This is a genomic window from Colwellia asteriadis (assembly GCF_039523295.1).
GTDB lineage: Bacteria > Pseudomonadota > Gammaproteobacteria > Enterobacterales > Alteromonadaceae > Colwellia > Colwellia asteriadis.
Window position 1 is genome coordinate 10,921 of sequence record NZ_BAAAFA010000012.1, and the last position, 13,273, is coordinate 24,193.

At 38.7% G+C, this 13,273-nt stretch carries 16 protein-coding genes and 1 riboswitch; of the genes, 4 read left to right on the forward strand and 12 right to left on the reverse strand.

What is annotated here, in order from left to right; all coding sequences use genetic code 11:
• Window positions 1-33: 33 nt before the first annotated feature.
• From modC to moaA, 9 genes are all read right to left on the reverse strand, one after another.
• Window positions 34-1,254: a molybdenum ABC transporter ATP-binding protein gene (gene modC, locus ABD005_RS15910; protein ID WP_343818660.1), complete on the reverse strand. Its 1,221-nt coding sequence runs from the start codon at window positions 1,252-1,254 to the stop codon at window positions 34-36.
• Window positions 1,251-1,949: a molybdate ABC transporter permease subunit gene (modB, locus tag ABD005_RS15915; RefSeq protein ID WP_343818662.1), complete on the reverse strand. Its 699-nt coding sequence runs from the start codon at window positions 1,947-1,949 to the stop codon at window positions 1,251-1,253. The genes modC and modB overlap by 4 nt, the downstream gene beginning before the upstream one ends.
• Window positions 1,936-2,823 carry a molybdate ABC transporter substrate-binding protein gene (gene modA / locus ABD005_RS15920; protein WP_343818664.1) on the reverse strand — a complete coding sequence of 296 codons (888 nt, stop codon included), beginning with the start codon at window positions 2,821-2,823 and terminating at the stop codon, window positions 1,936-1,938. Before modA ends, modB begins: the two co-directional genes overlap by 14 nt.
• On the reverse strand, window positions 2,814-3,359 hold the full coding sequence (moaE, locus tag ABD005_RS15925; RefSeq protein WP_343818665.1) for a molybdopterin synthase catalytic subunit MoaE: 546 nt from the start codon (window positions 3,357-3,359) through the stop codon (window positions 2,814-2,816). The genes modA and moaE overlap by 10 nt, the downstream gene beginning before the upstream one ends.
• 3 nt (window positions 3,360-3,362) lie before the next feature.
• Window positions 3,363-3,611, reverse strand: a complete 249-nt coding sequence (gene moaD, locus ABD005_RS15930) for a molybdopterin converting factor subunit 1 (protein ID WP_215979934.1) — start codon at window positions 3,609-3,611, stop codon at window positions 3,363-3,365.
• 13 nt (window positions 3,612-3,624) lie between these two features.
• Window positions 3,625-4,140 carry a cyclic pyranopterin monophosphate synthase MoaC gene (moaC, locus tag ABD005_RS15935; RefSeq protein WP_215979933.1) on the reverse strand — a complete coding sequence of 172 codons (516 nt, stop codon included), beginning with the start codon at window positions 4,138-4,140 and terminating at the stop codon, window positions 3,625-3,627.
• Window positions 4,140-4,682, reverse strand: a complete 543-nt coding sequence (gene moaB / locus ABD005_RS15940; RefSeq protein WP_215979932.1) for a molybdenum cofactor biosynthesis protein B — start codon at window positions 4,680-4,682, stop codon at window positions 4,140-4,142. Before moaB ends, moaC begins: the two co-directional genes overlap by 1 nt.
• Window positions 4,683-4,763: 81 nt before the next feature.
• Window positions 4,764-5,567, reverse strand: coding sequence for a molybdenum cofactor guanylyltransferase (gene mobA / locus ABD005_RS15945; RefSeq protein WP_343818668.1), 804 nt, complete (start codon window positions 5,565-5,567; stop codon window positions 4,764-4,766).
• On the reverse strand, window positions 5,518-6,489 hold the full coding sequence (gene moaA, locus ABD005_RS15950) for a GTP 3',8-cyclase MoaA (RefSeq protein ID WP_343818669.1): 972 nt from the start codon (window positions 6,487-6,489) through the stop codon (window positions 5,518-5,520). The genes mobA and moaA overlap by 50 nt, the downstream gene beginning before the upstream one ends.
• A riboswitch (molybdenum cofactor riboswitch) is annotated at window positions 6,476-6,656 on the reverse strand. It overlaps the preceding gene by 14 nt.
• A gap of 226 nt (window positions 6,657-6,882) precedes the next feature.
• On the opposite strand from moaA, the gene moeA reads away from it, so the two are divergent.
• Together moeA and ABD005_RS15960 are read left to right on the forward strand one after the other, a co-directional pair.
• Complete coding sequence (gene moeA / locus ABD005_RS15955; protein ID WP_343818670.1) at window positions 6,883-8,121, forward strand: molybdopterin molybdotransferase MoeA; 1,239 nt, start codon at window positions 6,883-6,885, stop codon at window positions 8,119-8,121.
• 111 nt (window positions 8,122-8,232) lie between these two features.
• A complete protein-coding gene (locus tag ABD005_RS15960; protein WP_215979929.1) occupies window positions 8,233-8,646 on the forward strand; it encodes a hypothetical protein in 414 nt (137 codons plus the stop codon).
• 138 nt (window positions 8,647-8,784) lie between these two features.
• Here ABD005_RS15960 and hemL read toward each other — a convergent pair whose 3' ends face one another.
• The 3 genes from hemL to hemJ all read right to left on the reverse strand — a co-directional run bounded on the left by hemL (window position 8,785) and on the right by hemJ (window position 11,764).
• Window positions 8,785-10,068, reverse strand: a complete 1,284-nt coding sequence (gene hemL / locus ABD005_RS15965; protein ID WP_343818672.1) for a glutamate-1-semialdehyde 2,1-aminomutase — start codon at window positions 10,066-10,068, stop codon at window positions 8,785-8,787.
• Window positions 10,069-10,113: 45 nt separating this feature from the next.
• Window positions 10,114-11,127: an aspartate carbamoyltransferase gene (locus tag ABD005_RS15970; protein ID WP_343818674.1), complete on the reverse strand. Its 1,014-nt coding sequence runs from the start codon at window positions 11,125-11,127 to the stop codon at window positions 10,114-10,116.
• A gap of 193 nt (window positions 11,128-11,320) precedes the next feature.
• Window positions 11,321-11,764 (reverse strand): protoporphyrinogen oxidase HemJ, encoded by a 444-nt coding sequence (gene hemJ, locus ABD005_RS15975; protein ID WP_343818676.1) that lies wholly within the window; start codon window positions 11,762-11,764, stop codon window positions 11,321-11,323.
• Window positions 11,765-12,027: 263 nt separating this feature from the next.
• Between hemJ and ABD005_RS15980 the strand changes: the two genes are divergently transcribed.
• Window positions 12,028-12,750: a DUF6776 family protein gene (locus tag ABD005_RS15980; RefSeq protein ID WP_343818678.1), complete on the forward strand. Its 723-nt coding sequence runs from the start codon at window positions 12,028-12,030 to the stop codon at window positions 12,748-12,750.
• 90 nt (window positions 12,751-12,840) lie between these two features.
• On the forward strand, window positions 12,841-13,182 hold the full coding sequence (gene erpA / locus ABD005_RS15985) for an iron-sulfur cluster insertion protein ErpA (protein ID WP_215979924.1): 342 nt from the start codon (window positions 12,841-12,843) through the stop codon (window positions 13,180-13,182).
• Window positions 13,183-13,273: the final 91 nt, after the last annotated feature.

The following is a 13,273-nucleotide window of genomic DNA, read 5'->3' on the forward strand; positions in this document are numbered from 1 at the left end:
GTTAAGGTAATCCGCTGAAAATTTAGTTAAAAATCAATTCAGGAAAGTGCGCACGGCACTGGCTTTAAATTGCAAAAATACGCTTTGTCCTTGTTTTAACGCTAATTTGTTCTGCGAGTAGGCGCTAATACTAACAAAAAACTCTTGGGCGTCACAATCAATGCTCAGCAGTACCTTAGTATTATCCTTTTTTATATTGTTTATTGTGCCCTGTAGCTGGTTTACTATGCTGCTATTGTGCGGCTCGGTTAAACAAATACTAATATCGCTGGCGAGAATAAAACAACGTAATGGTTGTCCTACTAATCTTTCAGCAGTGATTTTTTCAGCAAAAACAAGTTGAGAACTTGGTAATAATATTTGCTGTTTTTGTAGAGAGATCACGGCTAAACCATGACCATTGTTAGTAGATAGTATTGGTAACGCTAAGCTAGTTTGAGGCTGAATTATATTGCCTTGCACAGTGCTGTCTATCGCCTGATACTGCCTTTGTGTTAACTGGTGAATCATATGGTGAATATTGCCAAAAAACGCTGAATGTTCATTTGCACTTTTTTTTGTCATTATCGCGGTATTATTGGTTAACACTAATAGGTTATCACAGACCTGTTGTAGTTCATCAAGGGAGTGACTGACATATAAAATAGGTAAACTAAGTCGCTGCTGAATAGTGGTAATTAAGTTGAGTAATTGAGCTTTACTTTGCTGGTCTAATGCACTGAGAGGCTCGTCTAATAATAATAACTGAGGCTCAGCGAGAATAGCTCTAGCAAGGGCGACACGTTGTTGCTGACCTCCTGAAAGTGCGGTTACGGGTGTGTTTAATAAAGGAGTTAAACCGGTTAGCTCAATAATTTCATTTAGCGTTAAGGTAGAATTTTTGCAGCGCTTACTGGCAAAGTTGAGATTTTTCATTACGCTAAGATGCGGAAATAAACGACTGTTTTGAAAAACTAAACCAACGCCGCGTTGCTCACTTTTTAAAAAAAGTGCGCCATTGCTGTTGAGTAAGGTTTTATTAGCAAGTGTTATTTTGCCTTGTGTTTTAGGCTCTAATCCTGCGATAGCGCGTAATAACGTTGACTTACCTGAGCCTGAATGACCAAATATACCGGTAATCCCTGTTAATGGAATATCTTGTTTAAGGGCTAAACGAAAGTTTTCATAGTGAATGTTGATGTCTAAACACAATAAGTTATCAAAGCTTTTTTGGCTTTCAGGGCGTAGTGTTGAGTAGGTAACATCAGTTGTCATTTATCGGCCCCTACTGAGTTAGCGTTACGGTGTTTTTTCGGTAAGTTAATTAAGTAAACCGCAGAAAGTAAAATCATTGAGCTAATCAATAAGCTGATTGCCAGTAAATGCGCTTTAGCGTAATCAAAGGCTTCAACATGATCAAAAAGTGCAATGGATAATACGCGAGTTTCACCGGGAATATTACCGCCAATCATTAATATTACACCAAACTCTCCAACCGTATGGGCGAAACCTAAACTAGCAGCTGTTATAAAACTGGCTTTAGTTAAGGGTAAAACAATGTAGAAAAACCGGTCAAACGGACCTGCGCCGAGTACTGCGCCCGCTTCAAGTAAGTTATCGCCTAACTGCTCAAAGGCTTTTTGTAATGGCTGCACCACAAAAGGCAGCGAATATAAAACCGAGCCGATAACAATTGCTGAAAAGCTAAAAGCAAGTTGTTGTCCAGTGGCTTGCTGCCATAATTGACCCGGTAAATATTCAGGCGAAAAAGCAATTAGTAAGTAAAAGCCTAGTACGGTTGGCGGTAATACTAAAGGCAATGCAACAACGGCTTCAATAACCACTTTAAATCGGCTAGTCATTTTTGCTAAATACCAGGAAAGCGGCGTTCCTAGTATTAACAAAATGACCGTGGTTAAGCCTGCCATTTGTAAGGTGGTGATCAGAGCTTGTAAATCAGGATTTTGCATAACCATATCTTACAATAATGTTTTGGGTGCTTGGGCGTAGTAAAAAACTACTAAGCTGTTGTGCTTTGGCTATATTTTTACTGTTACGTAAAATAACCAATTGTTGTTTTATTGGTTGATGGAATTCACTCGGAATAGCAATGCCTGACAGGTTGTTAAGCACTAACTGACTATTGGCAACCAAGCCACTTTTTACCGCTTTACTTTGAATTTGCATAAAGGTTTGATTGATATTAATGCCTTTAATTAAACGCTTTTGATAAATATCCCAAAGTTTTAAATACGTTAACGTCTCTTGAGCTGCTTTACCATAAGGGGCGATTTTGGGGTTAGCAATGGCGAAATTTTTAGGAGGATTTTGTAATACATCGAAAAGAGAATTAGCGTTGTTGCTTGCTTCTATTACTGTTTTTTTACTTTGGTTTTGGTTTTGGTTTTGGTTCTGGCTTTTGCTAGGTTTCAGATCATTAATGAATAATGCGAGTTGTCCTGTCGCGTAAGTTTTTCGACTATTTTTGACAATTAAATTATCTTGCTCAAGTTGTAACGGACGACGCTGATCAGCACTTAAAAAAATATCAAACGGAGCCCCATGTTTTAATTGTAAATAGATAGCGCCACTGGCACCGTTAATAACTTGGCTCTTAATGCCGGTTTCGTTTTCAAAGTCAGCTAATAATAGTTCAAGAACAGGAGCAAAGTTTGCTGCCACAGCAATGCGTAGCGGCGTATCGTCGTTACTCTTTAAGGCGTTGGCAAACGCATTAGTACCAGTAAAAATAACAAAGAGTAATACTGAACAGGGCAAAACCGAGCAAAGCGACAACATTATTCGCTTAAGTTGTTGATATTTTTGATTGAAAATTAAGACCATGTTTGCGCTTTATTATTGTCACTGTCTTTGGCGTCTAACCATTGTTCAGTTTCTATTTTAGTGTCGGTTTTAGTGTTGATTTTAGTTTCGTGAGTGGAGTTTGAGCTGTCTGTCCTGGTAACTACGCGTTCTTTTTTCCAAAAAGGCGCTTTCACTTTAAGAAAGTCCATAATGAATTCATTGGCTGCAAAAGCATCTTGGCGGTGTTTACTCGTTACACCGACAAAAACAATTTGCTCGCCAATATTAAGTTGACCAATACGATGAATGACTTTAACTCGACCAATATTCCAACGCTCTTTTGCTGTTGCAATAATAGTGATAATGGTTTTTTCAGTCATACCTGGGTAGTGCTCTAAAGTTAATCCAGTAACATGGTTACCATTATTTTGGTTGCGCACTCTACCAGTAAAAGTTACCACCGCGCCATCGATTGCATTATCCTGCTCTAACAGTGCTACTTCATCAGCAAGGCTGAAATCTTGCTGCTGAATTGAAACCTCGTTGCTGGTAGCTGTTGAGTTGATTTTCGACATTAATTATCCGCCTGTAACCGGTGGGAAAAAAGCGACTTCATCACCTGATTTTACCGCAGTGTTGCTGTCAACCATATCATGATTTACAGCAGCTAATAGTGAGGTATTAGCCAATGCGCTTTGCCATTGCTCACCTTTATTGATGAGTTGGTTTTTTACATCGTTAATGGTTTTAATGTTATCTGTTGGTAATGATAATTCACTACATTGTAATTGCTCGCGTAGTGCGGCAAAAAAAACAACTTTGATCATAAGTAATACTTCCTTATTTAGCTTGCCAGTGACCTGATTTACCACCTTCTTTGGTGAGTACTTTAATACCGTGAATTTCCATGGCGGGATCGGCCGCTTTACACATATCAAATAAAGTTAAACAAGCCACTGATGCAGCGGTCAGTGCTTCCATTTCAACGCCAGTTTGCCCTGTTAAACGGCATAAGCTAGTAACAATAACTTGTTGATTTTCAGTATCAAGAGTGAAATCAACTTGCACTTTAGTAAGCATTAATGGGTGACACAATGGAATTAAGTCACTGCATTTCTTGGCGGCTTGAATACCGGCAATACGGGCAACCGCAAACACATCACCTTTTTTATGTTTGCCTGTTGTAATTAACTCAAAGGTAGCTGCATTCATACTGATAATGCCTTGCGCAGTTGCTGTACGCGAAGTCATTGCTTTTTCGGTTACATCAACCATATTAGCTTCACCTTGTTGATTCAGGTGACTTAGTGCAACGTTAGCTGTTGGTTGCTGTTCGTTATTTTTTAGCGTTGTCATTAGCCACGAGTCTCGCAAAGGTTGGCTGTAATATTTAGATGAGGTACAAAGTTACAAGGTTTGTGGCTCGCATCTAGCTGTTCTTTAATCACTTTATCCCACGCTGTTTTACACGCATTGGTTGAGCCGGGTACGCAAAGTACTACGGTTTTATTTGCTATACCACCAAAGGCGCGAGATTGAATAGTTGATGTGCCTATTTCATGTAATGATACGTGGCGAAATATTTCGCCAAAACCTTCTACTGCTTTATCAAATAAAGGCATTAAGGCTTCAGGAGTGTTGTCGCGTTCTGTAAAGCCTGTGCCACCGGTTGAAATAATCGCGTGAATGTTATCATCTGCTATCCATTGAGATACTTTAGCGCGTAGCTGATAAACATCATCAATAACAATTGCTTTGTCAGCTAAGTGGTGCCCAGCTGAGGTAATACGCTCAACTAATGCTTGTCCAGAAGTATCATTTTCTTCAGTGCGTGTGTCTGAAACCGTTAAAATGGCAATGTTAAGAGGAGTAAATGCTTTGCCGCCGTGTGCTGACATAGGGTTTTCCTTATGCTAAATATTTTTAATAAATGGTTTAAGTTGAGTTGTATCGTTATATGCGTTATAAAATTTAATGCCCTAAAGGTACTGATTTGCTTGCTGCCACTGCTGTGGCGTGTTGGTATTAAACAAAGCACTATCATGGGTACAAGTTATAGCTTGTGAAGGAACTTTACTTAATAGCTGCTTAATTGATGGACCATTCTTCTTGCTTTTAGGAGAGCTTTCATGGCTGTTTTTAATATTGCTCTTAGTAAAGCTATTAACATCACTTTGGCTCGCATTTTTTTGAGATGTAAGGAAACCGTTTTGAAAGGCTTGCTCAAGGAAAAGCGCTAAATAAGCATTATTAGGTAAATACAGCGGAATATGGTGGTTACTACCTTGGCTGTCGGTAAAGTAAGTCGCTTTTTGACTTAGCTCTCCCTTAATACGTAATTCAGTCAACGCCTTGGCAGACATTAACGGTAAATCTACCGGCAATATAAGTAAGCCTTTAGGTTGAACTGGGCCAGTAAAGTGCGATAACACACTGTAAATGCCACCAACAGGACCAGCTTGTGGAATAATATCAGCCACTTGGTGTTTATCGCCACTGGTAATAATGTGCTCAATACCTGAACTCTTTAATAGCTTTTTTGAATAATCTAACATCGAGATATTATCGCGATTATGCATTAATTGGCTTTTGTCTTGCCCCATACGTGAAGATAAACCACCGGCAAGAATAACGCCTAGGCAGTTAGCATTTTGCATTGCTATTAAATGTTGTGTGTTTTGATTGTTAACCACTTGAGCACTGTTACAGGTATTTGTTTTTAAATAATGCATATTAACCGCCAAGCATCGCAAGGTGTTTGGTAGCACCTGTGAGTTTTTCATGAAGAAAGTGAGTTGCTTTTTTATCATTAAGCAGTGAAATAATTTTTGTCTGCAAAGGCACTAAGTCATCACTTTGTAGCTCATCTCGTACAGATAGCCCTTGCTCACCAAACAAACATAAATGTAATTTAGCACTTGAGCTAATGCGTAAGCGATTGCAGCTATCACAAAAGTCTTTTGCATAAGGCATGATTAAACCAATACGGCCTTGATAATCAGGGTGATAGAATTCTTGTGCAGGACCCGCGGCTCTGTCTTGTATGACAGGTAACCAACCATCAAGAATAAGGTTTTGTTTAATACGAGAACCTTGCACATGTTGTGCGTTAAAAAATTCTTGATTGTCGCCTGTTTGCATTAACTCAATAAAGCGTAAAGTCACTGGCGTATTTTTTAGCCACTCAAGGTATTGAGCGATGCCTTTGCCGCTATATTCGCGCATTAACACAGTGTTCACTTTAATTTGAGCGCGACCGTCGGCTAGTGCCATATCAATACCTTTTAATATGGTTTGCAGCTTATCGTGACCGGTAATTATTTTAAATTGACGCGCATCTAAACTATCAATACTGACATTAATGGCATCTATGCCAGCATCAAGCCATAAAGGTAAATGCTCAGGTAACTTAAAACCATTGGTGGTAATTGCTACCTTTTTAATGCCCGGTGTTTGTTTGCAGGCTTTTATAATTTCAGGTAAATCTTTGCGAAGTGCTGGCTCACCGCCAGTTATGCGAATTTTTTCAGTACCGAGCTCTGCAAACGCCTTAGCAACACGTTTAATTTCGGTTAACGACATAAAGTCGCGTGGTTGATCGCATTGATAACCATCAGGCAGACAATAGTTGCAACTAAAGTTACACACGTCAGTTATTGATAGGCGCAGGTAATGAAACCTTCTGCCAAAGTTGTCTGTTAACATATCACCTTTCCAAAGTCGGGAGGCTAACGCGTTTCCTTGTTAACCTTGGCAGTGTCTTTAATTATAAAGTTATGTCACTAAACATTTTTATAATAAAACGCTACGGCATAATATTGCGTGCTAGCTAGAGCTAAGGTAGCAATAAAAGCTCGGTGTTTTTTGTAAATTCTAGTTTATAAATTTTAGCTTATAAGTTTCAGTATTACCTAAAAGTCTATCGTTATTATAGCAGAGTAAAATAATCGCTTTTCTTATTGTATATCAACATATCGGTGATTAAATTGCTATCAATACAGACTTTATTTAGGCGATACTATCATTATATTATTGTATCCATTTGTTGCTGTCATTCGCGATAAGTAGCAAATCCCATATATAGCCAGTGAGTTTTTTATGTCAGATTGTTGCTCAGCCCCCGGATTATTATCGTTTGAACAGGCGTTAACTAAAATGCTTGATCAAGTTTCTGCGATCACCGAAACCATTGAATTGCCTATTACTCAAGCGCAAAACTATGTATTAGCTTCAGATGTTGTAAGCCCATTAAATGTACCGCCTCATGACAATTCTGCCATGGATGGTTATGCTTTTGCTTTGAGCAGTTTACAGCAGAGCAAAACCTTAACATTGGTTGGGCGATCTATGGCAGGAGCACCTTATCAAGGTGAATGCCAAGCAGGACAGTGCATACGTATCATGACAGGAGCTAAAATGCCCCAAGGCTGTGATAGTGTTGAAATGCAAGAAAATACAACGGTTAATGGCGATAATATTACTTTCTTGCAAGAGAAAAAACTTGGCTCTCATGTGCGTAAAACGGGTGAAGATATACAAATAACGCAACGAGTGTTAGCGAAAGGCCATAAAATAACCTCTGTTGATATTGGCGTGTTAGCGTCGTTAGGTGTTGTGACATTGCGTGTTTTTCGTAAGTTAAGGGTTGCTTTAATTGCTACCGGTGATGAGCTGAAATTACCAGGGCAAGCGTTACAAGCCGGTGACATTTATGAAACTAACAGCTTTGTACTGTCATCAATGTTAGAAAAACTAGGCGTTGAAGTGATCAATTTTGGCATTATTGAAGACGATTACCAAAAAATAAAACAGGCTTTTATCAGTGCTGATGAACAAGCGGATGCGGTTATCTCTTCAGGTGGTGTTTCCGTTGGTGATGCAGATTACACTAAAGCGGTACTCGATGAACTCGGTGATATTGGTTTTTGGAAAATAGCGATGAAGCCAGGAAAGCCCTTTGCTTTTGGTAAGCTAGCCAATAGTGTTTTTTTTGGCTTACCCGGTAACCCTGTTTCAGCTTTAGTGACCTTTCATCAACTTGCTTTAATAGCCCTAACAAAAATGCAAAACGCAGCACCTTTGACACGTACACGCTTACAAGTTAAATCGGCTGATGACTTACGTAAATCCCCAGGGAGAAAAGATTTCCAACGCGGTTTTCTAACGGTAAATGCTGAAGGTGATAATGTTGTTCACTCAACAGGCGCGCAAGGCTCAGGTATTTTATCTAGCCTATCTCAAGCTAATTGTTTTATTGAATTGCCACAAGAGCAGGGACATATAACTAAAGGCCAACAAGTGACTGTGCAACTATTTGATATATTCTTAAATAATTAATTAAAGTCTTTTGTATATAGAATGGCTTTCTTGTAAAGTGGTCGTAATAAATTTAACAAATGTACAATAATAACTGTTGTATTCAACAAAAAAAACAAGGTAAGTTAAATCATGGATGAATTAAGCTTTGCCGACGTGAACATACTCACAGAACATATTGCAGAAATTACGGTGCACCCTAATGTTGAAATATCGGTGGCTATGATTACTGAATGTGATGAGTATTTTACTCGCCAGTTTTCAGGGCCGTTTGCCTTATTAATCAATAAAATTAATTTATATGATTATACCTTTGAAGCGAAAATAAGTGTTGTTTCACAAAAAAATATGATGGCGATTGCTGTGGTAACGTACGACTTTCAAGGAGAGAGTGTCGCTCAGAGCGTACGGGCTTTGCGTCAAGAGCAGCGTTGGAACTTTAAAATGTTTGACGGTGTTGAGTCTGGTTGGTTACAGGCTTATCAATGGTTGAAAACTGAAGTAAAGTCAATGTCTAGCCCAAACGTGAACGAAGTCGCCTCGTAACTGAGTAATTAAATATAATCACGTTAACAATAAGTTATTATTAACGTGACTTTTAATTAACTATTGAATCTAACTAATGATTAATAGCTTAGCTAGGTTCAAAATAAATAGATCGCCTATTCTTATAGTTGAGCAAAGTTATAGTTGAGCAAAACATTTGTCTGCTGCAGCTAATGTTTTCTCAATAATTTCATCGCTGTGCGCTGTTGAAACAAAACCTGTTTCAAAGGCTGATGGCGCTAAATAAACCCCTTCAGCTAGCATTAAGTGGAAAAAGCGTTTAAATAGGTCAGCGTCACAGGCGGTCGCTTGTGCATAACTGGTAATTGGCGCGCTATCGTTTGTAAAGAAAAAGCCAAACATTCCGCCAACGTAATTAACACTTAAGTCTACACCATTGCGTTCAGCAGCAGCCTTTAATCCCATCGCGAGCTTTTCAGTTGAAGCACTTAATTGTGCGTGTTTTTCACCTTGGGCTAGCTCGGTTAATGATGCTAAACCTGCTGACATTGCTAATGGGTTGCCTGATAAGGTGCCTGCTTGGTAAACCGGGCCAATCGGCGCAATGTAGTCCATAATTTCTTGTTTGCCGCCAAATGCACCAACGGGCATACCGCCACCAATAACTTTACCTAATGTGGTTAAGTCGGGCTTAATGTTGTAGTGCGCTTGTGCGCCACCTAAAGCAACGCGGAAGCCTGTCATTACTTCGTCAAAAATAAGTACGCTATTATATTGATTACAAACCTCGCGTAGCCCTTCTAAAAAGCCTTCTACAGGTGGAATGCAGTTCATGTTGCCAGCAACGGGCTCAACAATAATACAAGCAATATCTTCTGGGTATTTAGCGAAAATAGCTTTAACTTCGTCAATATTATTAAAGCTAACGGTTAAAGTATGTTGAGCAAAGTCTGCAGGAATACCCGGAGAGTTAGGTACGCCCATGGTTAGTGCGCCAGAGCCAGCTTTTACCAATAAAGAGTCGGCATGGCCATGATAGCAGCCTTCAAACTTTAAAATTTTGTCACGGCCAGTATAACCACGAGCCAAGCGAATAGCGCTCATGGTTGCTTCTGTCCCTGAGCTTACCATGCGTAATGATTCCATTGACGGTACCAGTTCACGCACTTTATTCGCCATGGTAATCTCAACTTCGGTTGGCGCACCAAAGCTTAAACCGTTTTTAGCTGTGCTTATTACCGCATCAAGAATAGCGGGGTGATTATGACCTAAAATCATTGGTCCCCATGAGCCAACGTAATCGATATAAGCGTTGTCATCGGCATCAAAAATATAGGCGCCTTCAGCGCGTTTAATAAAACAAGGAACACCACCAACGCCATTAAAAGCACGAACGGGCGAATTTACGCCACCAGGGATAACTTGTTGAGCTTGTTCAAATAATTGTTCTGATTTATTCATAATATGTTTCTTTTAAAAAGTGATAGCTAACGTAGACAAAAGGTATTAACGATTTTTATTAGTGAACCAATTGACGGTTTTTTCATAAGCGGTTAATTGCTCTTCAACACCTAAGGTTAAAGCAAATAGTGCCATGCGAACTAGAACACCATTTTGTGCTTGTCTGAAAATGGCAAGGTTATCTAAATCATTTAGGTCGATATCTAACTCGTTTGCTTCAGGGCGAGAGTCACGCGGCAATGGATGCATAATTACCGTGTTTTCTTGGCAATATTGTTTATAGACACTTTTATTTAAACTAAAGTGACCACGATACAAGTCGGCCTCGTCTTTACTGGCAAAGCGTTCTTGTTGAATACGGGTTTGATAAATAACATCACACGAAAGGTTGCCTGCCATAGTATCGGTGACGATCACTTGATGGCCTGCATTAGTTAACGTAGAAATAACGCTATCAGGCATTTGTAACTCTTTTGGTGACACCATAGTGACTTTAACATTGTTATAAAGACTTAATAACTTTGATAATGAATGTACGGTACGGCCGTGTTTTAAATCACCCATTAAGACAATATTTAAATTATCTAAGCCTTTATTAAAATGCATCATTTCTGATTGAATAGTAAATAGGTCTAGTAGCGCTTGTGTTGGGTGTTCATTGGCACCATCACCGCCGTTAATTACTGGAACTGTGCTGCCTTGTGCAAATTGTTCAACCGAATGCATTTGCGGGTGACGCATGGCAATAACATCTGAATAACCGCTAATTACTTGGGCAGTATCAAATAATGACTCGCCTTTACTTAATGATGAATTTTCTTGCCCTACGGTTTCTCGAACAAAACCACCTAGTAAGTTAAATGCAGTGCCAAAGCTAACTCGGGTACGAGTACTTGGCTCAAAAAACAGGTTACTTAAAATAGCACCATCTAAAACATGACAACGTTTTTGTCTGGAGGCGTAAGGTGCCATTTGTGCGGAAACATTTAATATTTTGGCGATAGCGTCACGGTCAAACTGTGATACCGAAAGAATATGACTGCCTTGAAATTTCATCATCTTGAGTAGTTGTACATTCAGGTAAAAATTTGCCACGAAATATAGCATAAATTTGCCCAGCACTTAACTTTATTTGAATGCTTTTACCGTATGACTTGTAACTAAAAGTATGCAGGTTAATTATAATTGATGCGATGAATTGACAGGTGCTGTTAACTTACTGCACCTGCCTTTTACTTGACTATATTAGGATCTACGGTTTTACGTATGCCAAAATAATAACGACAAACAAAATGATAACGGGGATTTCATTGAAAAATCGATAAAACTTCCCTGAACGAGTGTTTTTGTCTTGTTGAAAAGTTTTTACTAATTTAAAACAGTAACCGTGATAGATAAAAAGCAAAATAACTAAACTTAGCTTGATATGTAACCAAGTAGCACTAACAAACCATGCTGTACCATAAGCATAGATAATGGCTAACCCGAGCACTAAAGTGAATAATGCAAAAGGTGTTACAAATAATAATAAACGTCGCTCCATGCCTTTAAGTTGTTCAGATACTACGTTTGATGATGTTTCAGCATGGTTTACAAATAGGCGTGGTAAATAAAAAATACCAGCAAACCAAGCAACCATAAAAATGACATGAAATGCCTTTAACCATAAAATATTGTTGATTAAAAAATTGCTCATTAATGGTTTTCCTCACCTTAGGTGTGATTCGCTAAAATTTAAACAGTGAAAAGAGTCGCGATGTTATTGGCGTTAATTACTCGTATAGTCACTAAAACCTTTTGGCATTCTTAATGACTAATAATCAAATGAAAACGACTTAGCGTTGCTAAGCTGTTATAGTACGCATGCTTAGTTTATATGCAGTTGCCGTAATGATTATTGTCGCATAAAGCGTGATTAGGCCATATCTTTACTTTTCATAGGATTATAATACTTTACAAATGAATTGGTTAGCAAAAATAAATCTAGGTATTGTTGTACAAAGGTTAGGGGCTTTTAAGTCAGCCTTATTTTTAGTGGCTTTGATCAGCCTATGTTTATTTATTGGCTATCGAGCCGGTAACTATTATCATCACGCGCAAGTTTCTACTTTGGCACAACAAAAAGAGCGCTTAGATAATTTGTATCAACAGCATGAGCAAGCGATAGAGCAGATACATACCCTAGAAGTCGAATTAACGCTTGAACAATTAGCCAATAAAGAAGCGCAAGCCTCAATTAAATCTGCAGCGCAAGAGCATCACCAAGTAAAGAAACAACTGGCTTTTTATGAAAAAATTATGGCGCCAGAGAAGCAAGCGGGTAGTTTAGTCGTTGAAGGCGTTAAAATATTCCCAACCTCGTTAGCGCACCATTATCGCTTTGAAGTCACGTTACTACAGCAACAGTTAAAAAGGCGCTATAGTAAAGGCGATATCAACTTAACGTTTTTGGGTAGTGAAAATAACCAAATTAAAACACTAAAATTAAGTGATGTTTCTAATGTATCTAAGCAGGAACGTTCGTTTAGCTTTCAATTTTTTCAGGTGCTTAGCGGTGAATTCACATTGCCAGAAAGCTTTACTCCTGAAAATGTACAGTTAAGTGTTAACTTGCCTCGAAGAACAGGGCAAAAGCAGGCCGACTTAGAAAAAATTATGCCATGGCAGCTTGAAAAGCCATAAACAGATAAAAAACATAATACTTGATTAAATTAGTCAGGTTTAAGATAATTACCCTTGTTGTATACCATTCATTTAAGTAAGTAGAGCGCTATGTCCACTCCAGAATTACCGATAAAATTTACCGATGCTGCGGCAAGTAAAGTCCTGTCATTAATCACCGAAGAAGAAAACCCAGCGCTTAAATTACGAGTTTATGTAACAGGTGGCGGCTGTTCAGGCTTTTCATACGGTTTTACCTTTGACGAAAAAGTGAATGACGGTGACTTAACTATTGATAAGCAAGGAGTGACTATGGTGGTTGATCCAATGAGCTTACAATATCTTGTTGATGGTGAGGTTGACTACCTAGAGAGTTTAGAAGGTAGCCGATTTGTGGTCAATAACCCTAACGCATCAACAACCTGTGGCTGTGGTTCATCTTTTTCTATTTAGCCGATACAACGAATTGATTACACAAAAACGCCGACAAATTGTCGGCGTTTTTATTGGTAATAGTAACACCTGGTTTTACTTTGCTGTATCT

Coding starts and splice junctions, on each gene's coding strand:
- modC (WP_343818660.1), bottom strand. CDS start 1,254: ATGACAACTGATGTTACCTACTCAACACTACGCCCTGAAAGCCAAAAA.
- modB (WP_343818662.1), bottom strand. CDS start 1,949: ATGCAAAATCCTGATTTACAAGCTCTGATCACCACCTTACAAATGGCA.
- modA (WP_343818664.1), bottom strand. CDS start 2,823: ATGGTCTTAATTTTCAATCAAAAATATCAACAACTTAAGCGAATAATG.
- moaE (WP_343818665.1), bottom strand. CDS start 3,359: ATGTCGAAAATCAACTCAACAGCTACCAGCAACGAGGTTTCAATTCAG.
- moaD (WP_215979934.1), bottom strand. CDS start 3,611: ATGATCAAAGTTGTTTTTTTTGCCGCACTACGCGAGCAATTACAATGT.
- moaC (WP_215979933.1), bottom strand. CDS start 4,140: ATGACAACGCTAAAAAATAACGAACAGCAACCAACAGCTAACGTTGCA.
- moaB (WP_215979932.1), bottom strand. CDS start 4,682: ATGTCAGCACACGGCGGCAAAGCATTTACTCCTCTTAACATTGCCATT.
- mobA (WP_343818668.1), bottom strand. CDS start 5,567: ATGAAAAACTCACAGGTGCTACCAAACACCTTGCGATGCTTGGCGGTT.
- moaA (WP_343818669.1), bottom strand. CDS start 6,489: ATGTTAACAGACAACTTTGGCAGAAGGTTTCATTACCTGCGCCTATCA.
- moeA (WP_343818670.1), top strand. CDS start 6,883: ATGTCAGATTGTTGCTCAGCCCCCGGATTATTATCGTTTGAACAGGCG.
- ABD005_RS15960 (WP_215979929.1), top strand. CDS start 8,233: ATGGATGAATTAAGCTTTGCCGACGTGAACATACTCACAGAACATATT.
- hemL (WP_343818672.1), bottom strand. CDS start 10,068: ATGAATAAATCAGAACAATTATTTGAACAAGCTCAACAAGTTATCCCT.
- ABD005_RS15970 (WP_343818674.1), bottom strand. CDS start 11,127: ATGATGAAATTTCAAGGCAGTCATATTCTTTCGGTATCACAGTTTGAC.
- hemJ (WP_343818676.1), bottom strand. CDS start 11,764: ATGAGCAATTTTTTAATCAACAATATTTTATGGTTAAAGGCATTTCAT.
- ABD005_RS15980 (WP_343818678.1), top strand. CDS start 12,028: ATGAATTGGTTAGCAAAAATAAATCTAGGTATTGTTGTACAAAGGTTA.
- erpA (WP_215979924.1), top strand. CDS start 12,841: ATGTCCACTCCAGAATTACCGATAAAATTTACCGATGCTGCGGCAAGT.